The 19,969-nt window shown below is 65.9% G+C and carries 16 protein-coding genes; 11 read left to right on the forward strand and 5 right to left on the reverse strand.

Annotation, left to right across the window (positions count from 1 at the left end; all coding sequences use genetic code 11):
* Nucleotides 1-20: 20 nt before the first annotated feature.
* From WKW82_RS16795 to WKW82_RS16815, 5 genes are all read left to right on the forward strand, one after another.
* Nucleotides 21-974, forward strand: coding sequence for a dihydrodipicolinate synthase family protein (locus WKW82_RS16795; RefSeq protein ID WP_340343447.1), 954 nt, complete (start codon nucleotides 21-23; stop codon nucleotides 972-974).
* A 296-nt stretch (nucleotides 975-1,270) separates the two neighbouring features.
* Nucleotides 1,271-1,969, forward strand: a complete 699-nt coding sequence (locus tag WKW82_RS16800; protein WP_340343448.1) for an ABC transporter ATP-binding protein — start codon at nucleotides 1,271-1,273, stop codon at nucleotides 1,967-1,969.
* Between the two features lie 59 nt (nucleotides 1,970-2,028).
* Nucleotides 2,029-2,832, forward strand: a complete 804-nt coding sequence (locus tag WKW82_RS16805) for an ABC transporter permease (RefSeq protein ID WP_340343449.1) — start codon at nucleotides 2,029-2,031, stop codon at nucleotides 2,830-2,832.
* A gap of 30 nt (nucleotides 2,833-2,862) precedes the next feature.
* Nucleotides 2,863-3,912: an ABC transporter substrate-binding protein gene (locus WKW82_RS16810; RefSeq protein WP_340343450.1), complete on the forward strand. Its 1,050-nt coding sequence runs from the start codon at nucleotides 2,863-2,865 to the stop codon at nucleotides 3,910-3,912.
* A 14-nt stretch (nucleotides 3,913-3,926) separates the two neighbouring features.
* On the forward strand, nucleotides 3,927-6,248 hold the full coding sequence (locus WKW82_RS16815) for an arylsulfatase (RefSeq protein WP_340343451.1): 2,322 nt from the start codon (nucleotides 3,927-3,929) through the stop codon (nucleotides 6,246-6,248).
* A 42-nt stretch (nucleotides 6,249-6,290) separates the two neighbouring features.
* Here WKW82_RS16815 and WKW82_RS16820 read toward each other — a convergent pair whose 3' ends face one another.
* The 3 genes from WKW82_RS16820 to WKW82_RS16830 form a co-directional block, all read right to left on the reverse strand.
* A complete protein-coding gene (locus WKW82_RS16820; protein WP_340343452.1) occupies nucleotides 6,291-6,905 on the reverse strand; it encodes a TetR/AcrR family transcriptional regulator in 615 nt (204 codons plus the stop codon).
* A complete protein-coding gene (locus WKW82_RS16825) occupies nucleotides 6,902-7,399 on the reverse strand; it encodes an HXXEE domain-containing protein (protein ID WP_340343453.1) in 498 nt (165 codons plus the stop codon). Before WKW82_RS16825 ends, WKW82_RS16820 begins: the two co-directional genes overlap by 4 nt.
* Nucleotides 7,400-7,539: 140 nt before the next feature.
* On the reverse strand, nucleotides 7,540-8,466 hold the full coding sequence (locus tag WKW82_RS16830) for a LysR family transcriptional regulator (protein ID WP_340343454.1): 927 nt from the start codon (nucleotides 8,464-8,466) through the stop codon (nucleotides 7,540-7,542).
* 73 nt (nucleotides 8,467-8,539) lie between these two features.
* Between WKW82_RS16830 and metE the strand changes: the two genes are divergently transcribed.
* Nucleotides 8,540-10,855, forward strand: coding sequence for a 5-methyltetrahydropteroyltriglutamate--homocysteine S-methyltransferase (metE, locus tag WKW82_RS16835; protein WP_340343455.1), 2,316 nt, complete (start codon nucleotides 8,540-8,542; stop codon nucleotides 10,853-10,855).
* Here metE and WKW82_RS16840 read toward each other — a convergent pair whose 3' ends face one another.
* Entirely contained in the window at nucleotides 10,856-12,319 is a 1,464-nt protein-coding gene (locus WKW82_RS16840; protein WP_340343456.1) for a short-chain fatty acyl-CoA regulator family protein, read from the reverse strand.
* A 114-nt stretch (nucleotides 12,320-12,433) separates the two neighbouring features.
* On the opposite strand from WKW82_RS16840, the gene WKW82_RS16845 reads away from it, so the two are divergent.
* Genes WKW82_RS16845 through WKW82_RS16865 form a run of 5 tightly spaced genes read left to right on the forward strand, consistent with a single transcriptional unit; the run spans nucleotide 12,434 to nucleotide 18,681 of the window.
* Nucleotides 12,434-12,835, forward strand: a complete 402-nt coding sequence (locus WKW82_RS16845; RefSeq protein ID WP_340343457.1) for an acyl-CoA thioesterase — start codon at nucleotides 12,434-12,436, stop codon at nucleotides 12,833-12,835.
* Nucleotides 12,832-13,989 carry a bifunctional 2-methylcitrate synthase/citrate synthase gene (gene prpC / locus WKW82_RS16850; RefSeq protein WP_340343458.1) on the forward strand — a complete coding sequence of 386 codons (1,158 nt, stop codon included), beginning with the start codon at nucleotides 12,832-12,834 and terminating at the stop codon, nucleotides 13,987-13,989. The genes WKW82_RS16845 and prpC overlap by 4 nt, the downstream gene beginning before the upstream one ends.
* A 25-nt stretch (nucleotides 13,990-14,014) precedes the next feature.
* The gene (gene acnD, locus WKW82_RS16855) at nucleotides 14,015-16,612 is read left to right on the forward strand and encodes a Fe/S-dependent 2-methylisocitrate dehydratase AcnD (RefSeq protein ID WP_340343459.1); all 2,598 of its coding nucleotides are present in this window, start codon (nucleotides 14,015-14,017) and stop codon (nucleotides 16,610-16,612) included.
* Nucleotides 16,612-17,808 (forward strand): 2-methylaconitate cis-trans isomerase PrpF, encoded by a 1,197-nt coding sequence (gene prpF / locus WKW82_RS16860; protein WP_340343460.1) that lies wholly within the window; start codon nucleotides 16,612-16,614, stop codon nucleotides 17,806-17,808. Before acnD ends, prpF begins: the two co-directional genes overlap by 1 nt.
* Before the next feature lie 12 nt (nucleotides 17,809-17,820).
* Nucleotides 17,821-18,681, forward strand: a complete 861-nt coding sequence (locus tag WKW82_RS16865) for an isocitrate lyase/PEP mutase family protein (RefSeq protein WP_340343461.1) — start codon at nucleotides 17,821-17,823, stop codon at nucleotides 18,679-18,681.
* Nucleotides 18,682-18,693: 12 nt separating this feature from the next.
* Here WKW82_RS16865 and WKW82_RS16870 read toward each other — a convergent pair whose 3' ends face one another.
* On the reverse strand, nucleotides 18,694-19,947 hold the full coding sequence (locus tag WKW82_RS16870; RefSeq protein ID WP_340343462.1) for a DUF1214 domain-containing protein: 1,254 nt from the start codon (nucleotides 19,945-19,947) through the stop codon (nucleotides 18,694-18,696).
* Between the last annotated feature and the right edge of the window lie 22 nt (nucleotides 19,948-19,969).

Raw genomic sequence — 19,969 nt, forward strand, 5'->3', positions numbered from 1 at the left:
TCGAGGCCCATTGATTCAACATGTCTGCAAACAATACATCCATCAGGGCCTTGACCCTCCAGCCAGCATATCAAGGCGTGTTCCCTGTCGCGCCGACGCCGTTCACCGAGTCGTGTGCGCTGGACATCGCCAGCCAGAAGCGCTGCATCGACTTCATGATCGACGCCGGCTCCGACGGCATCTGCATCCTGGCCAACTTCTCGGAGCAGTTCCTGCTCTCCGACGACGAGCGCGAACTGCTCACCCGCACGGTGCTCGAACACGTCGCGGGTCGCGTGCCCGTGATCGTCGCGACCAGCCACTTCAGCACCTGGGTCTGCATGGAGAGAAGCAGGCGCGCCCAGGCGATGGGCGCCGCGATGGTGCTGGTGGCGCCGCCCTACCACCGGGCGACGTTCCGCGCGAGCGAACCCGATATCCTGAGCTTCTATGCGCGCCTTTCGGACGCACTGGACATCCCAATCATGGTCCAGGACGCAACGGCCAGCGGCGAGGTGCTTTCGGCTTCGTTCCTGATGGCGCTTGTGACGGAAATCGAAAGGGTCGCCTACGTCAAGATCGAGACGGCCGGCGCTGCGTTGAAGTTGCGCGAACTCATGCGCCTTGGCGGCGAGGCCATCCAGGGACCTTGGGTTGGCGAGGAAGCGGTGACCCTGCTGTCGGATTTCGATGCGGGCGCAACCGGATCCATGACGGGCGCGGCCTACCCGGATGGCATTCGCGCCATCGTCGATGCCTGGCGGACGGGTGACCGGGAAAGGGCCGTGGCCTTGTACCGCCTGTGGTTGCCGCTGCTGAGTTACGAGAATCGCCAGACCGGCCTGCTGGGAACCAAGGCCCTGATGAAAGAGGGTGGCGTCATTGCTTGCGAAGCACCGCGCCACCCAACACCTTCGATCGATCCGGAAAGTCGAAAAGGGCTCATCGAAACCGCAAGCAGGCTCGATCCGCTGGTGCTCCGTTGGGGCAGGTGAACGGCCGGCAGCTGCGCGAGTCCGCCAGCCCCCGATGCCGGGAGCATGGCGCAATCGGGGCGGCGATGTCCGCCTCACCCCCGGGATTTCCAGCATACGCAGCACATATGTCAGATCAATGAACTCGGTATTTGTTATATGCCCCGGCGCCACGCATCATCGAAGCAACGGTGGCCAAGCATGCATCGAGCTACCTACGAAGCGTTCCGCATTCCCAACTTGAGGCCATCTGATTCACCATGTCTTCCGCCATTACATACAAGAGGGTGTCACGCCGATACGGCGATGTCATCGCATTGAGTGAGACCGATCTGAGCATCGGTGCCGGGCAATTTGTCGCGCTCGTCGGCCCTTCGGGCTGCGGCAAGACGACGCTGCTTCGGCTCACCGCAGATCTCGACCAGCCGAGCACCGGCCAGGTCGCGATCGGCGACATGCCGCCGTCCGCCGCGCGCAAGCAACGCCGCCTCGGCCTGGTGTCGCAACGGCCCGCGGTATTGCCCTGGAAGCGTGCGATCGACGATGTTCGCTTCACGCAAGTCTGCACAGGGAAGTCCGGTCTTTCTGCAGAAGACCTGCTGCGGGATTTCGGCCTTGCGCAGCACGAGAAGAAGTTGCCGCATCACCTGTCCGGCGGCATGTTGCAGCGGGTCAATTTCGCGAGCGCCATCGCGCATGACCCCGACGTGCTGCTGATGGACGAGCCATTCTCCGCGCTCGACGAGATGAAGCGCGAGGAACTGGGCCTGTGGCTCGGCAAGGTGCTGGCGGAGCGCCCGAAGACGGTGCTGTTCGTGACGCACCATGTGGACGAGGCCGTGCTGCTCGCCGACCGCGTGCTCGTGTTCTCGGCCTCGCCCGGCCGCATCGTTGCCGACATTCCCGTCACCACGCCGCGCCCGCGCACGGCCGCCTTCCGCACCCATCCCGAGTTCGTCGAATTGACGAACCAGGTGCGCGGCCTGCTCTTCGGCAAGCAGGAGGCCCATGCATGAACGCCGCCCAAACGTCCCAAGGCATTCACACCGCAGCGCGCAGCACGGAGGTCACCCCCATGAGCCAGGCAACCCACAACAACGAGGCACGCAGGCCGGGCATGCGCGCGCTGGCGATCGCCGGCCGCGTGCTGTTCCCGCCGCTGTCGATCTTCGGCTTCTGGTATCTCGCGGTGGCCTTCCTGGGTCTGCCCGACTTCGTGATCCCGCGCCCGGGCGCCGTGCTCAGCGTGCTGATCAACGAGAACCACTTCATCCTCGAAAACCTCTGGCCCACGCTGCAAGCCGCGGCATTGGGTTATTTGCTGGCCAACGTGGTGGGCATCGCGCTGGCGGTGATCGTGACCTCGGTGCCTTTCCTCAACCAGTTGCTGATGCCGGCGGCGATCACGCTGCGCAACGTGCCTTATGTGGCCCTGGCCACGGTGCTGGCGCTGGCCATCGGCGACACGATGCTGTCGAAGGTGCTGATCCTGACGATCGCTGGCTTCTTCCCGGTCATGGTCAACACGGTGCGCGGCATCCAGTCGGTCGACTCGGTGGTGCTGGACCGCATGCGCATCCTCGACGTCAGCCCCTGGCGCGTGTTCTGGCAGGTGCGCCTGCCGTACTCGCTGCCCTTCATCATGGCCGCGCAGGAAATCGTCGGCAGTGCCAGCATCTCGATCGCGATCGCGGCCGAATGGATGCTCTCGTCGAGCGGCCTCGGCTACGTGATCAACCGCGCCATGTCGCAGTACCGCGGCGACGAGGTCTATGCGGTCGCGCTGCTCGCCGCACTCATTTCCTACGTCGTCTACCTGCTCATCCAGTACGCGAGCCGCAAGCTGGACTGGCTCGGCAAGACCCGTCCCACCAAGTAAACCCAGAAATCCGTTTCCGGAAAGAAGACCATGTTCAAGATGCTCAAGAAATCCGTGCTGGCCCTCGCCATCGGCACGGTCACGGCCCTCGGCCTGCATGCGGCGGCGCAGGCGCAGCCCAAGCTCGAGGAGGTGAAGGTGGCGCTGTTCTGGCTGCGCAACGGCGAGGTCTCTTCGCTGATGGTGGCCGATGCCAAGGGCTACTTTGCGGAGCAGGGACTGAAAGTCACACTGGTCGATGGCGGACCGGGCCGCAATCCGGTGCCCGTCGTCGGTGCCGGCCAGGCCGACTTCGGCGTGGCGCCGGGCTCCGAGGTGGTCCGCGCCAGGCTGGCGCCGGCGCCGGTGGACGTGGTTGCGATCGGGTCGATGGAACAGGTCATGCCGCTGGCCTACATCAAGCTGGGCAATCCTGGCGATCCCGATCCGACGCCCAAGGACCTGGAAGGCAAGACCGTCGGCATCCAGGCGCCGGGCAAGTTCTTCCTCGAGTCGATGCTCAAGCGCAACAACATTGACCCGTCGAAGGTCAAGACCTCGATCGTGCTGGGCACGCCTGAACCCCTGATGGTCGGCAAGGTGGACTACTTCGCCGGCTTCCTCACCAACCAGACCTACCAGATCGAACAGGAGGCCCTCAAGCCGAACGCGCCGCCGGCCGTGAAGGGCAAGACCTGGAAGGCGATCCCCTTCTACAAGTACGGCCTGGCCATGCCGACCAATGTTGTCTTCGCCACCAACAAGACCCTGAAGGAGCGGCCCGAGACCGTCCGCAAGTTCATGCGTGCGCTGGCGATGGGCATGAAGTTCGACCATGAGAACACCGCGGAGGCCATCAAGCTGGTCGATGCCTATCCGGCCCAGCTGGAACGCGCCGACAAGCTCGCATGGCGCGCGAAGATCCAGCACCCGCTGGAAGTCAACAGCGGCACGCAAGCCAACGGCCTGTTGTGGACCGACCCCAAGGTGTGGACCGAAATGATGGACTTCTACAAGGAAGCCGGTGAAATCAATCGCGTGGTCCCTGCATCGGAAGTGATGACCAATGCCTTCAACGCCGGCATCAAGCTGGCGAAGTGAAAGGGGCACGTTTCATGACGACAAAGAAGTCCGCACCGACGCCTGCGAATCCCGCTCCGACCACGGCAACGAACGTGGCTGCGCCCGCCGCCGCCAGGCCGCGGGAAGATTTCCCCACCAGCGGTCACATCGGCCGCAGCCACCATGAATCGAGCCCGTGGTTCGACCCGAAGCCCAGGCCACCCGCAGGCGCGCCGAACGTGATCTATGTGGTGCTCGACGACGTGGGCTATTCGGACCTGGGCTGCTTCGGCTCCGAGATCCGCACGCCACACATGGACGCGCTGGCGCAGAAGGGCCTTCGCTTCTCCAACTTCCACACCACGACGCTGTGCTCGCCGACGCGGGCCTGCCTGCTGACCGGTCGCAACCATCATTCGGTGGGCATGCGCTACCTGTCGAACTTCGACATGGGCTGGCCCAGCGGGCGCGGCGCCATCTCGCACAAGGCCGCGACCATCGCGGAGATGCTGCGCGACGTGGGCTATGGCACCTTCGCGGTCGGCAAGTGGCACATCGCGCCGACCGACGAGGCAAGCGCTGCCGGCCCCTTCGGCCAATGGCCACTGGGCCGCGGCTTCGACCGCTTCTACGGCTTCATGAACGGCAGCACCGATCACTACCATCCGGAGCTGATCGAGGACAACCATCCGGTCAGGGCGCCCGACAGCCCTGAAAACGGCTATCACCTGAGCGCCGACCTGGTCGACCAGGCGATCCGCATGCTGTCGAACCAGGTCTCCCTGCTGCCAGCCAAGCCCTTCTTCCTGAACCTCGCGCTGGGCGCAGGCCATTGGCCGCACCAGGCGCCAGCGGAATACCTGGCGCGCTACGACGGCGTCTACGAAGCCGGCTGGGACCGCATCCGCGAGCAGCGACTCGCGAAGCAGAAAGTCATGGGCCTGGTGCCGGAGGCGACCGAACTGCCCCCCTCCAACCCGGGCGTTCAGCCTTGGGCGGAACTCAATGACGACCAGCGCCGCGTCAGCGTGCGCCTGCAACAGGCCTACGCGGGCTTCCTCGAGCATGCCGACGAGCAGCTCGGCCGCCTGGTCGCCTTCCTCGACAAGACCGGGCTGCGCGACAACACGATGATCGTGCTGCTGTCCGACAACGGCGCATCGACCGATTGCGGCCCCGAAGGCACCACCAACATCCTGCGCTGGTTCAACCAGATCCCGGACAGCACCGAGCGCAATCTCGCCGACATCGACGACATCGGTGGCCCGCGAAGCGCCAGCAACTACCCCTGGGGCTGGGCGCAGGTCAGCAACACGCCGACGCGTCTCTACAAGGGCTACACGCACGGCGGCGGGGTGCGCGATCCGCTCATCGTCTCGTGGCCCGGCCACATCGCGGACGAAGGCGCGATCCGTCACCAGTTCCATCACGTCACCGACGTGGTGCCCACGGTGCTCGAACTCTGCGGCGTGAAGGCGCCCGAGGTCTACCGCGGCACACCGCAACTGCCGATCCACGGCACCAGTTTTGCCTACCTGTTCGGGCAAGGTGAAGGCTCGTCGCGCAAGGAGGTGCAGTACTTCGAGATGTACGGCCACCGCGGCATCTGGCACAAGGGCTGGAAGGCCGTGACCTGCCATGCGCCGGGCGAATCCTTCGAGCTGGAGGACTGGGAGCTCTATCACCTCGACGAGGACTTTGCGGAGACCCGCAACCTCGCCAAGGAGCAACCGGCCAAGCTGCGCGAACTCATCGAGCGCTGGTGGGCCGAGGCCGGCAAGTACGACGTGATGCCGATGGACGACCGGCGCGACCTGCTGTTCCGCCCGCGTCCCAAGCCGGGCTCCATCCGTGCGCAGACACGCTTCACCTTCTATCCGGGCATCGCGCCCATTCCGGCGGAGTCGGCGCCGCTGACGCAGGACGTGTCGCATCGCATCGCGGCCGAGGTCGACTTGCGCGAGGGCGACGAAGGCACGCTGGTGGCCTTCGGCAATTGCAACGGCGGCTATTCGATGTTCGTGAAAGGCGGGCAGCTCTTCTACGTCTACAACCGTTGCGGCGAGATGACCCGGCTGGCATCACGGGGCGCATTGCCGTTGGGCCGTGTGACGCTGGCCTTCGAGTTCCGCAAGACGGGCCTCCTGAAGGGCGTGGGCGCATTGCTTGCCAATGGCGAGCAGATCGCAGAAGCCCGCTTCGAGACAACGATGCGGCGCCTGTCGATCCTGCCGATGCACATCGGCCGCAGCGGGTTGCCGGCGGTGGCGGACGAGGTGACGGATGCGTTTCCGTTCAGCGGGCGCCTGGAGAAGATCACCTACGAGCTGGGCGGCGACCGGGACATCGTGCCGCCGGACGGCGACATCGATTGAACTGAAAGCCCCCCGAAGCGCCGGCGGCGCCGAGTTCGCGACTCAAACGGCCTTCGGGCTCTTCCTGCTGCTTGCCCGGCGACCCGCCGGGCGTGTCGGCTCGGTGGCGAGAAGCGGCAACAGCGAATGCACGGCCTCCTTGGCGCGGACCTTTGCGTCGCGACGGTTGGTGGCCAGGTTGATGACCGACAAGCCCACCGCGAGCGCATGAACAAGATCGACATTCGACTGCTCTGGCGCAATGCCGAGCCTGCCGAAAAGGGTGCGGATCTCGGCGGTCAGTCCGTCCACCAGCGTTTCGAAGAGCGCGCGCACTGTGGGTTCCTGGTCGGCGGCCTGGGCGAGGGAGACCAGCACCCGTGTCGCCTCGTGCCGTGTCGTGATGCCGGCAATGCCTTCGGCGGCCTGCTCGCTCGTCGAGACGCGCGCCACCACGCCCGATGCGGCCGCCAACTGGCCTTGCACGGCGGCCGTCGCGACAGCGGTCAGCAGGTCGGTGCGCGTGGGGAAATAGTAGGTGAGGTTGCTCTGCCGCAGGCCGGCCCGTGCGGCGATCCGTGGCTGGGTGAAGCCTCGCAGTCCTTCTTCGCGAAGGATGGCGAGGCCCTCGTCGATGATCTGCTGGCGCCGGTCGACGGGGGCTTGGGCTTCGCTCAAGACAGGCGCTCCATCGTTGCCGTGACCGGGCCTTGGCGGAAGAAGGGCTTGGACTTCAACAGCAGCATGCTGATGGGGAAGGCCAGAGTCAGCCCGCCGATCGCCAGGCCCAGAAGAATGGTCGCGTAACTGGCAGCACCGGTGGCCAGCGCGGTGTGAAAGGTCGCGATGCTTTGCGGCAGGAAGAGCAGCACGGAAGTGATCACGCCGGGCGAGAAGCGCCCCGTTCGCGCGAACGGAACGATGTGCATGAAGACGCCGTTGATGAACATCAGGCCGGAGAAGGACAGGACTGCCAGTGGCAGCGTCGGCGCCAGCATGGCTTGTGCGATGCCCAGCGAGATGACGATCGCATTGGTCACGTAGAAGTCGTTCCATTCCACGGGCAGCTTGAGCGTGGCTTGCGACCAGCCGCGCCAGTCGAAGGTGTATTCCTCGAGGATGTGTGCGGCGTAGGCTGCCATGCCGAGCCAGGCGAGTGTCGAGAGGGTCATGGGTGTCACCGTTCAGGGAGGGTTGGAAGAGGGTGGGAAATTTGTCAGTGTGTATGGGTTGGTATACTAACCAAATTCTGAACCCCCGCAAACGACAACCCCAGCGCACTCAGGGGCAAATCCCGAAAGGGGCAGTCACCTCACAACAACTCGATGCCGGGCAGCGTCTTGAAGCAGGTCTCGCGCGTGATCCGCACGAAGTCGTCCAGCCACGGCCGGCTCGATGTCGCAGCACTGCATGCCATGTGCAGTTCCCCCGTCAGCCCTTTCCTGCCCACCGGTCTTGCAGTGACGTAGCCGCGCTCCAGGTAGCCCTGCACCGCCCACAAGGGCAGGGTGGCGATGCCACGCCCGCTGGCCACCAGTTGCAGCATCGCGACCGTGAGTTCGGTCGTGCGGCGATGCGCAGGCTCGATGCCTGCAGGCGCCAGCACCTGCCGCACGATGTCGAGCATGTCATCGGGCACGGGGTAGGTGATCAGCGTCTGGTCGGCGAAGTGGCGCGCGGTGAGGTGCTCCTTCGCCGTGAGCGGATGGTCGTTGGCCAGCAGGGCCATGATCTCGAAGCGGAACAGCGCGTGGTAGTCGACCGCCTCGTCCGCGTCCTGCTCCGACACGATCGCGACCTCCGCCCGGTCCTGCAAGACCAGTGCGATCGGGTCCGGATGAAAGCCCGAGACGATGTCCAACTCGATCTCCGGCCAGCGGTTGCGAAACTCATCCATGGCGGGCATCAGCCAATCGAAGCAGGTGTGGCACTCGACCACGATGCGCAGTTGCCCGTCCGCGCCCTGCACCAGTCGGGCGACGTCACGCTCGGCCTCGTCCACCAGCGCCAGTGCGGCATCGGCGAGTTGCAGGATGCGCTGGCCCGCGCCGCTGAACTGCGGCGGCACCGACTTGCGTTCGAAGAGGGCGATGCCGAAGTGCTCTTCCAGCAGCTTGACCTGGTGCGACAGGGCAGACTGGGTCAGGTTGAGCATCTGCGCTGCGCGCACCAGGCTGCCGGTGTCACGCAGGGCGACCAACGTGCGAAGGTGGCGGATCTCGAGAATCGAAGAAGTCATCTTGAAATGATTTCATGTTGTGACGCAATAAGTTTCGTTTGAATCATACGCCGGGCCACAGGATGATCGGTGGATGACACGTACTCACACCCTCGGCTTCCCTCGCATGGGCGCCCAGCGCGAACTCAAGTTCGCCCTTGAAAAGCACTGGCGCGGCGAAATCGACGCCGCTGAACTCGAAGCCATCGGCGCCGAACTACGCGAGCGTCACTGGCAGGCGCAACGCAATGCCGGCCTCGACTTCGCGACCGTCGGCGACTTCGCCTTCTACGACCACGTCGCCAACCACATCCAGATGCTGGGCTGCGAGCCGTCGCGCTTCGACTTTCCCGGCGACGAGCCCGAGCTGTCGCGCTACTTCACGATGGCGCGCGGCGTGGCGCATGAAGCCGGCCACGAAGGCTGCACGCATGGCAGTCACGACACCTTCGCGCTGGAGATGACCAAGTGGTTCGACACCAACTACCACTACCTCGTGCCGGAGTTCGACGCCAACACACGCTTCAGCCTGGCCTCGGTGCGCCTGTTCAACGAGGTCGCGCAGGCGCAGAAGCTCGGCCACGCGGTCAAGGTGGTGCTGCTGGGGCCGCTGAGCTTCCTGTGGCTCGGCAAGGAGAAGCAGGCCGGTTTCGATCGCTTCGGGCTGCTGGAATCGCTGCTGGCCGTCTACGAGCAGATTCTGGTCAGGCTGAAGTGGCAGGGCGTCGAATGGGTGCAGATCGATGAGCCGATCCTCGGGCTCGACCTGCCTGAAAAATGGCGCAACGCCTTCGAGCGCAGCTACTGGCAGCTTGCGCGCAGCGGGCCCAAGCTGCTGCTGGCCACGTACTTCTCGCCGTTGTCGGAGAACCTGCGGCTGGCTTGCCAGCTTCCGGTTGCCGGCCTGCATGTGGATGCGGTGCGCGCACCGGGCGAACTCACGGGCGTGGCCGACTGGCTGCCGGCGCACAAGGTGCTGTCGGTCGGTATCGTGGACGGCCGCAACATCTGGCGCACCGATGTGGATGCCGCGTACGCGCGCCTGAGGCCCGTGGCTGACAAGCACAAGGGCGAACTGTGGATCGCGCCTTCCTGCTCGCTGCTGCATGTGCCATTCAGCCTGGAAGGCGAGGGCCGGCTCGATGCCGAGGTGAAGTCCTGGCTCGCCTTCGCGATCGAGAAACTCGACGAACTGCGCGTGCTGCGGGCCGCGCTCGATGGCGAGGAAAGCGCAGTCGAGGCGGAGTTGCTTGTCGCCCGCGCCGCGGTGGCTGCGCGCCGCAGCAGTCCGCGTGTTCATCGCGCCGATGTGGCCCTGCGCCTCGCGCGCACCGTGGCCGGCGATGATCGCCGCGCCTCGAGCTTTGCAGAACGCCAGGCCTTGCAGCGTGTCCGTTTCGCGCTGCCACCGCTGCCCACTACCACCATCGGCTCGTTCCCGCAGACCAGCACGATCCGCGCCGCGCGTGTCGCCTTCAAGCGCGGCGAACTCGATGCGGCCACCTACCGCGAGAAGATGCAGGCCGAGATCACGCTGGCCGTGCGCAAGCAGGAGGAACTCGGCATCGACGTGCTGGTGCATGGCGAGGCAGAACGCAACGACATGGTCGAGTACTTCGGCGAGCAGCTCGACGGCTTCGCCTTCACCGCCAATGGCTGGGTGCAGTCCTACGGTTCGCGCTGCGTCAAGCCGCCGATCATCTACGGCGACGTGGCCCGCCCCGCCCCGATGACGGTCGAATGGACGACCTACGCCCAGAGCCTGACGAAGCTGCCGATGAAGGGCATGCTCACCGGCCCGGTCACGATTCTGCAGTGGTCCTTCGTGCGCGACGACCAGCCGCGCAGCGTCACGACCGAGCAGATCGCCTGGGCCATTCGCGACGAAGTGGTCGATCTGGAGAAGGCCGGCATCGGCATCATCCAGATTGACGAGCCTGCGATCCGCGAGGGCTTGCCGCTGCGCCGCGCGGTCTGGAAAAGTTACCTGGAAGGTGCCACACGTTCGTTCCGCATTACCGCCAGCGGCGTATCGGACCGCACGCAGATCCACACGCACATGTGCTATTCGGAGTTCAACGACATCCTGCCGGAGATCGCCGCGATGGACGCCGACGTGATCACCATCGAGACCAGCCGCTCCGACATGGAACTCCTGCGCGGCTTCGGCGACTTCAAGTATCCGAACGAGATCGGCCCCGGTGTCTATGACATCCATTCGCCGCGCGTGCCGACGACCGACGAGATGGTGCGGCTCATGCGCAAGGCTGCGACCGTCGTTCCACCCGCCAATCTCTGGATCAACCCCGACTGCGGGCTCAAGACCCGCGGCTGGCCGGAGACGGAGGCGGCGCTGGCCAACATGGTGGCCGCCGCGCGGCAGCTGCGCAGCGAACTCGCCGCAGCTTGATCAGCCGCCGCCCTTGCCCTTGCCCTTGCGCGAGGCGGTCGGAGCGGTGTCGGCAACGGCATAGGGCGTGAACCGGCTCTCGTTCTCGTTCACGTCCAGCGGCCGGCCAACGAAGGGAAAGGCCCGCTGCGGACAGGCCGTGCGCTCGCACACCTTGCAGCCCATGCCGATCGGCGTTGGCACCTCCGGGTCCTTCAGGTCCAGCCCCTTGGCATAGACCAGCCGCGGTGCATAACGGACATCGCAGCCCAGCCCGATCGAGAAAGTCTTGCTGGGCGAGCCGAAGCCGCGCTGCCCGTGCGACACGGTGCGCGCGATCCACAAGTAGGCCCGGCCATCGGGCATGCGCGCGAGCTGCGGCAGGATGCGTCCCGGCTGCGCGAAGGCTTCGTAGACGTTCCACAAGGGGCAGGTGCCGCCGGTCTTGGAGAAGTGGAAGTGCGTGGCCGACTGGCGCTTGGAGATGTTGCCCGCCCGGTCCACGCGGATGAAGAAGAAGGGCACGCCCGGCGCATCGGGCCGTTGCAGCGTACTCAGGCGATGGCAGACCGTCTCGAAGCCGACGCCGAAACGCCGTGCGAGCTGGTCGATGTCATATCGCAGGTTCTCGGCCGCGCTGAGGAAGTCACCATAGGGCAGCAGCAATGCCCCAGCGAAATAGTTGGCCAGGCCGATGCGCGCCAGGCCGTGCGCTGCGGCATCGCCGAAGCCCGCTTCCTGGACGAGTGACTCGATGAGTGTCGATTGCTCCAGCAAAGCCAGTTGCGTGGCGAGCTGGAAGGCCTGCTGTCCGGGCTCCAGGCCGGACGACAGGCGGAGCACGCGGCTGGCCGGGTCATAGCGGCGCTGGCTCGGCTCGGCGCCGTCCTCCGTCGGCACGACGCGCACGCCGTGCTGCTGCATGAGGCGCTGCATCAGCCATTCGCCCAGCGGTCCGCCGTGTGCACGCGCCTCGTCGGCCAGCGCTTCCGCGGACACGTCCAATGCGTCGAAGTAGTTCTGGTGCGCAAAGAAGAAGTCGCGCACCACCTCGAAGGGCATCGGCCGCCCGCGCGCCAGGTCGCCCCGCCCATCGCCTAGTTCGCTAGCCATGGCTTCCAGACGCTCCAGTGCTTCCTGGTGGCGGCGATGCAGCGCGATGAGCGCGCGGCCTACCGCAGGCATCTGCGAGGCGATCTCCGTCAGTTCGGGCATGGCGATGACTTCACCGCCCGGGTTGTCGGCGACCGCATCGCGCATGCCGGCGATCAGGCGCGCCTCCTCGTCGTCGGAGAACTGCTGCACGTCGACGCCGAGGGCGCGACTGATCTTGAGCAATACCGCGACGGTCAGCGGTCTCTGGTTCTGCTCGATCTGGTTGAGGTAGCTGGGCGACAGGCCAAGCGCATTCGCCAGCGCCACCTGGCTCATGCCGCGCTCGCTGCGCAGCTTGCGCAGGCGCACGCCCATGAAGGTCTTGCGCATCAGTCGCTCCTTCGCGTGTCATTCGCAAACTTCGCAAAACCGAGGTGGTTCATTCGCAATCATTCGCCATTTCAGTCCTTCATTATGGCGTCGCATTTGCGTAAATTGCGAAGCATGACGCAAAACACCAGAGCCATCGATATCACCGAGATCGTGTTCCCCGAGCACGCGAACCACTACGGGACGCTGTTCGGCGGCAATGCGCTGCTGCTGATGTCCAAGGCCGCTTTCCTGGCGGCGCGCCAGTACGCGAAAGCGGATGTCGTCATGGCGCGTTGCGCCGACGCGCAGTTCGTAGCGCGCGTGCCGGTCGGCAGCGTGCTGCGCCTGCGCGCATTCGTGAGCCGTGTTGGTCGCAGCTCGATCACCGTCTGCGTCACAGGCATCGCCGAGCGTCTCGGCGAAGAACCCGAGGTCGCACTCAACAGCGTCTTCGAGATGGTGGCCGTCGATGCGCAAGGCAAGCCCACCCGGATTCCCCACACCTACCTGCACCAAGAACTGGAGACTGCATGAACGCCCTCACTTCGCCCACCGGCTTCAAGCCGAAGAAGTCCGTCGCCCTCTCGGGCGTGACCGCCGGCAACACCGCGCTGTGCACTGTCGGGCGTACCGGCAATGATTTGCACTACCGCGGCTACGACATCCTGGACATCGCCGAGGTCTGCGAGTTCGAGGAGATCGCGCACCTGCTGGTGCACGGCAAGCTGCCGACTGCTGCCGAACTGCGCGCCTACAAGAACAGGCTGAAGGCCATGCGCGGCCTGCCCGCCAGCGTGAAGCAGGCGCTGGAGCAACTGCCGGCCGGCGCCCACCCGATGGACGTGATGCGCACCGGCGTTTCCACGCTCGGCTGCGTGCTGCCGGAGAAGGACGACCACAACCTGCCCGGCGCGCGCGACATTGCCGATCGCCTGATGGCCTCGCTCGGCTCGATGCTGCTGTACTGGTACCACTGGTCCACGCAGGGCAGGCGCATCGAGGTGGAGACGGATGACGACTCCATCGGCGCGCACTTCCTCCAGCTGCTGCACGGCCGCAAGTCCTCGGCGAATTGGGAGCGCGCGATGCACACCTCGCTCAACCTCTATGCCGAGCACGAGTTCAACGCCAGCACCTTCGCGGCCCGCGTGGTGGCCGGCACCGGCTCCGATGTCTACTCGGCCATCACCGGCGCCATCGGCGCGCTGCGCGGCCCCAAGCACGGCGGCGCGAACGAGGTCGCGTTCGAGATCCAGAAGCGCTACGACTCACCCGACGAAGCCGAGGCCGACGTGCGCCGCCGCGTCGAGGCCAAGGAAGTCGTGATCGGCTTCGGCCACCCGGTCTATACGGTGAGCGACCCACGCAATGTGGTTATCAAGGGCGTGGCCCGGGCCTTGTCGCAGGAGGCAGGCTCGACCAGGATGTTCGACATCGCCGAGCGACTGGAGAACGTGATGTGGGAGGCGAAGAAGATGTTCCCCAACCTCGACTGGTTCAGCGCGGTGAGCTATCACATGATGGGCGTGCCCACGGCGATGTTCACGCCCCTGTTCGTGATCGCGCGCACCTCGGGCTGGGCCGCGCACATCATCGAGCAACGCATCGACAACAAGATCATTCGCCCGAGCGCAAACTACACCGGCCCGGAAGACCTCGCCTTCGTGGCGATCGGCGACCGCAAGTAACCTCTCTCTGCCAGCCGTGCCCACGATGAACACCGCCCACAGAAAACGACTCCCCCACACGACGCTGGACTACTTCGACGCACGCGAAGCGGTCGATGCGATCCAGCCCGGCGCCTGGGCCCGGCTGCCCTACACCTCGCGCGTGCATGCCGAGAACCTGGTGCGCCGCTGCGACCCGGCCATCCTCACGGCCTCGCTCACGCAATTGATCGAGCGACGGCGCGACCTCGACTTCCCGTGGTTCCCGACGCGCGTGGTCTGCCATGACATCCTCGGCCAGACCGCGTTGGTCGACCTGGCCGGCTTGCGCGACGCCATCGCCGACATGGGCGGCGATCCGGCACAGGTGAATCCGGTGGTCCCGACGCAGCTGATCGTGGACCATTCGCTGGCAGTGGAATTCGCCGGCTTCGACCCCGATGCCTTCGCGAAGAACCGCGCGGTGGAAGACCGCCGCAACGAGGACCGCTTCCACTTCATCGAATGGACGAAGAAGGCGTTCAGGAATGTCGAGGTGATCCCGCCGGGGAACGGGATCATGCATCAGATCAACCTGGAACGAATGTCGCCCGTGATCCATGCGCAGGGCGGCGTGGCCTTCCCCGACACGCTGGTCGGCACCGACAGCCACACGCCGCACGTCGATGCGCTGGGCGTCATCGCGATCGGCGTGGGTGGGCTGGAGGCGGAGAGCGTGATGCTGGGTCGTGCCTCGTGGATGCGCCTGCCCGATATCGTCGGCGTGGCGCTCAGCGGCAAGCCCCGACCGGGCATCACTGCCACCGACATCGTGCTGGCGCTGACCGAGTTCCTGCGCAAGGAGAAAGTGGTTGGCGCGTACCTCGAATTCTTCGGCGAAGGTGCTTCGGCGCTGACGCTGGGCGACCGCGCAACCATTTCCAACATGACGCCGGAGTTCGGCGCCACGGCGGCGATGTTCTACATCGACCGGCAGACGATCGACTACCTGCGCTTGACCGGCCGGGAAGACGAGCAGGTGAAGCTGGTGGAGTGCTATGCGAAGGAAGCCGGCTTGTGGGCCGACGCGCTGGCGACCGCGGAGTACGAGCGCGTCATCCGCTTCGACCTGTCCAGCGTGGTGCGCAACATGGCCGGGCCGTCCAACCCGCACAAGCGATTGCCAACCTCCGAACTGGCTGCGCGCGGCATCGCGGCAGCATGGGAAGAGGTGCCGGGCCAGATGCCCGACGGCGCCGTGATCATCGCGGCGATCACCAGCTGCACGAACACCAGCAACCCGCGCAACGTCATCGCGGCCGGCCTCTTGGCGCGCAATGCCAACGCGCGCGGCCTTGTTCGCAAGGCATGGGTGAAGTCGTCGCTGGCGCCGGGCTCGAAGGCTGTTCAGCTTTACCTGGAAGACGCCGGCTTGCTGCCCGAACTGGAGAAGCTCGGCTTCGGCATCGTGGCCTTTGCGTGCACCACCTGCAACGGCATGTCGGGCGCGCTCGATCCACGGATCCAGCAGGAGATCATCGAGCGGGACCTCTATGCCACGGCAGTGCTGTCGGGCAACCGCAACTTCGACGGCCGCATCCATCCGTATGCGAAGCAGGCCTTCCTGGCATCGCCGCCGCTGGTGGTGGCCTATGCGATCGCCGGCACCGTGCGCTTCGACATCGAGAAGGACGTGCTGGGCGTCGATCAGGACGGCCAGGCCGTCACGCTGAAGGACATCTGGCCGAGCGACGAGGAGATCGATGCCATCGTGGCCGCCAGCGTGAAGCCCGAGCACTTCCGCCGCGTGTACGAGCCGATGTTCAAGGTGAGCGTGGCAACCGATGAGAAGGTCAGCCCGCTGTACGACTGGCGAGCGCAAAGCACCTACATTCGCCGCCCGCCGTACTGGGAAGGCGCGCTGGCCGGCGAGCGCACGTTGCGAGGGCTGCGCCCCTTGGCCGTGCTGCCGGACAACATCACGACCGACCACCTGTCGCCGTCCAACGCCATCCTGCGCGACAGCGCGGCCGGCGAGTACCTGCACAGGATGGGCCTGCCCGAAGAGGACTTCAACTCGTATGCCACGCACCGCGGCGATCACTTGACCGCGCAGCGCGCCACCTTTGCCAACCCGCAGCTGGTCAACGAGATGGCGGTGGTCGACGGTCAGCTGAAGAAGGGTTCGCTCACCCGCATCGAACCGGAGGGCCAGGTCGTGCGCATGTGGGAAGGCATCGAGACCTACATGCAGCGCAAGCAGCCGCTCATCATCATCGCCGGCGCCGACTACGGCCAGGGCAGCTCGCGCGACTGGGCCGCAAAAGGCGTGCGCCTCGCGGGCGTGGAGGCCATCGCGGCCGAAGGCTTCGAGCGCATCCACCGCACCAACCTGATCGGCATGGGCGTGCTGCCGCTGGAGTTCAACCCCGGCGTGAACCGGCTGACGCTGGGGCTGGACGGCACCGAGACTTTCGACGTGGTGGGCGAACGCCGTCCGCGCGCCGACCTCACGCTCGTCATTCATCGCAGGAACGGCGAACGCGTCGAAGTCCCCATGTCCTGCCGGCTCGATACGGCGGAGGAAGTCTCGATCTATGAAGCCGGCGGTGTGCTCCAGCGCTTTGCGCAAGACTTCCTTGCATCCACGGGAGTTCCTGCCTGATGCCACACCTTCCACAGATCAAGGTCCCCGCCACCTACATGCGCGGCGGAACCAGCAAGGGCGTGTTCTTTCGCCTGCAAGACCTGCCCGAAGTCGCGCAGGTGCCGGGCAGGGCGCGCGACGCACTGCTGCTGCGCGTGATCGGCAGTCCCGACCCGTATGGCAAGCAGATCGACGGCATGGGTGCGGCCACGTCGAGCACCAGCAAGGCGGTCATCGTGTCGAAGAGCAAACGGCCCGGTCATGACGTCGACTACCTGTTCGGCCAGGTCTCCATCGACCAGCCCTTCGTGGACTGGAGCGGCAACTGCGGCAACCTGTCGGCGGCCGTCGGGCCGTTTGCGATCAGCAACGGCCTGGTCGATGCCGGCCGCGTGCCGCGCGACGGCATGGCCACGGTGCGCATCTGGCAAGCCAACATCGGCAAGACCATCGTCGCGCACCTCCCGATCACTGGCGGCGCGGTACAGGAGACGGGTGACTTCGAACTGGACGGCGTGACCTTTCCGTCGGCCGAGGTCCAGCTGGAGTTCATCGACCCGGCCGACGAAGGCGAGGGCGAAGGCGGCGGCGCCATGTTTCCCACCGGCCAGGTGGTCGATGACCTGGAGGTGCCCGGCATCGGCACGCTGAAGGCCACGCTGATCAACGCCGGCATCCCGACCATCTTCGTCAACGCCGAGGCCATCGGCTACACGGGCACCGAGTTGCAGGACGCGATCAATGGCGACGCAAGGGCGCTGGCCATGTTCGAAGCCATCCGCGCACACGGCGCGCTGCGCATGGGGCTGATCCAGCACATCGACGAGGCCGCCAGAAGACAGCACACGCCCAAGGTCGCCTTTGTCGCGAGGCCTGCCGGCTACACCGCGTCCAGCGGCAAGCCGATCGCGCCCGGTGACGTCGACCTGCTGGTGCGTGCGCTGTCGATGGGCAAGCTGCATCACGCGATGATGGGCACGGCCGCCGTGGCCATCGGCACCGCGGCCGCCATACCCGGCACGCTGGTGAATCTCGCCGCGGGTGGCAGCGAACGCAATGCCGTCTGCTTCGGCCATCCCTCCGGCACGCTGCGCGTGGGCGCCGAGGCTGCGCAGGTCGACGGGCAGTGGCGCGTCACCAAGGCCTTGATGAGCCGCAGCGCCCGCGTGCTGATGGAAGGCCAGGTTCGCGTGCCCGGCGACATTTTTGAATGACAGGAATCCCGCATGTCCACCCGCAAACAACTCAAGAGCCTGGTCGAAGCGCGCCGCGGCGTGATCGTGCCCGGCGCCTTCAACGCCCTGTCGGCCAAGGTCATCGAGGACCTCGGCTACGAAGCCATCTACGTCACCGGCGCCGGCGTCACCAACATGTGGTTCGGCATGCCGGACCAGGGCTTCATGGGCCTGCATGAGATCGCCGAGCACACGGCGCGCATCCGCGATGCCGTGAGCGTCCCGTTGATCGTCGACGCCGACACCGGCTTCGGCAACGCGCTGAACGTGCGCCACACCGTGCGCGTGCTGGAGCGCGCAGGCGCCGATTGCATCCAGCTCGAAGACCAGGTCGCACCCAAGCGCTGCGGTCATTTCTCCGGCAAGGAAGTCATCTCCACCGAGGAGGCCGTCAGCAAGATCAAGGCGGCCGTGGACGCCCGGCAGGACCCCGACTTCCTCATCATGGCCCGCACCGATGCCTGCGCCACGCAAGGCTTCGAGGCAGCCATCGAGCGCGCCGCGAAGTTTGCAGAGGCCGGTGCCGACATCCTGTTCGTCGAGGCCGTCACCACGGCCGAGGAAATCCGCGCCTTGCCGACGCGGTTGGGCAAGCCGCAGTTGATGAACATGGTGATCGGCGGCCGCACCCCGATCTTCGGCGCGGAGGAACTGGGCGCACTGGGCTACGGCATCGTGCTGTACGCCAACGCCGCGTTGCAGGGCGCGGTGGCCGGCATGCAGAAGGCGCTGACGGTGCTGCGCGAGACGCGGCGCATCGACGAGGACCCTGCGCTGGTCACGCCCTTTGCCGAGCGCCAGCGCCTTGTGGGCAAGCCAGAGTGGGATGCGCTGGAGAAGCGCTACGCCTGACAGGACGCTGGTTCACTGGGCGGCCGGCGCCGGCGGAAAGTACGTGCGCCCCGCCACTTCGCCCCTGGGCCGATAGAAGCGGAAGGTCAGGCTGTAACCCAGCCCCTTCGGCGTCGGCAGCCAGTTGCCATTCGGCGCCCCCTCCGGTTGCGCATCGGCGAAGTAGAGCGTCAGCGATCCATCCGCGCCGTATTGCAACTGCGATTCCTTGTTGAGCAGGTAGCGCTTCAGCGGATTCGGCAGCACGCGCCGCTGCACTGAATCGACGGCGATCACAGACCAGAAGTGGGTGGCGTACTGCGCAGGCAACTGCTCCTTGGCGAAGTGGAGCGTATACGCATGGTCGCCCGACAGCGGCTTTCCTGCTGCGTCCGTGAAAGCCTTGTAGTAGATGACTTCCTCCGGCGTGTTGGCCCAGATGCCGCCGTAGTTGATGAGCGTGCGCACCAGCCAGTCATCGCCGTAGACCCCCGAGGTCGACGGCAGCGTCCAGTGATTGCGAACGCTGCCGTGCCCGATGATGGGCAAGGCCTTGCCGAGGTCGGCGAAGGCCTGGGTCCGGATCACCTCGTCGATGCGCTGGCGCTCGTCCGGTTGCCGGATGGCCTGGGCGATCGCGCGCGTATCGGCCTGCAGCTTGTCCATGCCGGGGTTGATGTCGGGCTCGCTGTCGAGCGCCAGTTCGGGCGAGTCGAAGGCCTCGACGCCGGGCAGTGCATCCATCCCGAACATCACCGTCTCCGGCACCGCGGGCAGCGCGGGGCGACCCGACGCGCGGATGTCGAACTGCTGCTGCAATGCGACCGCCTCGTCCCAGTTCGCGCCAAGCTCGACGCGCGACAGCACGCGCATGGCCTTGACCGGCACGTCGACGCGCTCCGTATCCGCTGGCACTTCGACGCGGCTACCCTCCAGGCACACCGCGAACTTTCCGTTGGGATGCCGCGGGAACACGCGCTCGTTGAGGTTGGCGACAGTCTCACCCCAGCCGTTGAGGAACTGGACCGTGTAGTAGCGGCTGGTGATCTTCGGCACTGTCACCAGTGCGCAACTCGTCTCGTCCACGGCGACCCAGGCCTCCGAATAGGCCACGTCGAGATTCGGATTGGGCCAGTCGACTTCCCCCGGCTTGCGGTGGACCAGCCGGTTCCACTGGAAGCCTTCCTTGAAGTCCAGCTGTTGCTGCCTCAACACGAGGAGGCGGCCCAGCAGATAGATCCAGGCGTCGCTAATCTGCTGGTCCGTCAGGGCGGGGGTGGTGGCCATCGAAATTCTCCAGTCGAAGCGT

Source organism: Variovorax rhizosphaerae, assembly GCF_037889975.1.
Classification (GTDB): Bacteria; Pseudomonadota; Gammaproteobacteria; order Burkholderiales; family Burkholderiaceae_C; genus Variovorax; species Variovorax rhizosphaerae.

What these genes read in the sequence shown, in the direction of transcription:
- WKW82_RS16795 (WP_340343447.1), top strand. Translation starts at nt 21, where the DNA reads ATGTCTGCAAACAATACATCCATCAGGGCCTTGACCCTCCAGCCAGCA.
- WKW82_RS16805 (WP_340343449.1), top strand. Translation starts at nt 2,029, where the DNA reads ATGAGCCAGGCAACCCACAACAACGAGGCACGCAGGCCGGGCATGCGC.
- WKW82_RS16810 (WP_340343450.1), top strand. Translation starts at nt 2,863, where the DNA reads ATGTTCAAGATGCTCAAGAAATCCGTGCTGGCCCTCGCCATCGGCACG.
- WKW82_RS16815 (WP_340343451.1), top strand. Translation starts at nt 3,927, where the DNA reads ATGACGACAAAGAAGTCCGCACCGACGCCTGCGAATCCCGCTCCGACC.
- WKW82_RS16825 (WP_340343453.1), bottom strand. Translation starts at nt 7,399, where the DNA reads ATGACCCTCTCGACACTCGCCTGGCTCGGCATGGCAGCCTACGCCGCA.
- WKW82_RS16830 (WP_340343454.1), bottom strand. Translation starts at nt 8,466, where the DNA reads ATGACTTCTTCGATTCTCGAGATCCGCCACCTTCGCACGTTGGTCGCC.
- metE (WP_340343455.1), top strand. Translation starts at nt 8,540, where the DNA reads ATGACACGTACTCACACCCTCGGCTTCCCTCGCATGGGCGCCCAGCGC.
- WKW82_RS16840 (WP_340343456.1), bottom strand. Translation starts at nt 12,319, where the DNA reads ATGCGCAAGACCTTCATGGGCGTGCGCCTGCGCAAGCTGCGCAGCGAG.
- WKW82_RS16845 (WP_340343457.1), top strand. Translation starts at nt 12,434, where the DNA reads ATGACGCAAAACACCAGAGCCATCGATATCACCGAGATCGTGTTCCCC.
- prpC (WP_340343458.1), top strand. Translation starts at nt 12,832, where the DNA reads ATGAACGCCCTCACTTCGCCCACCGGCTTCAAGCCGAAGAAGTCCGTC.
- acnD (WP_340343459.1), top strand. Translation starts at nt 14,015, where the DNA reads ATGAACACCGCCCACAGAAAACGACTCCCCCACACGACGCTGGACTAC.
- prpF (WP_340343460.1), top strand. Translation starts at nt 16,612, where the DNA reads ATGCCACACCTTCCACAGATCAAGGTCCCCGCCACCTACATGCGCGGC.
- WKW82_RS16865 (WP_340343461.1), top strand. Translation starts at nt 17,821, where the DNA reads ATGTCCACCCGCAAACAACTCAAGAGCCTGGTCGAAGCGCGCCGCGGC.
- WKW82_RS16870 (WP_340343462.1), bottom strand. Translation starts at nt 19,947, where the DNA reads ATGGCCACCACCCCCGCCCTGACGGACCAGCAGATTAGCGACGCCTGG.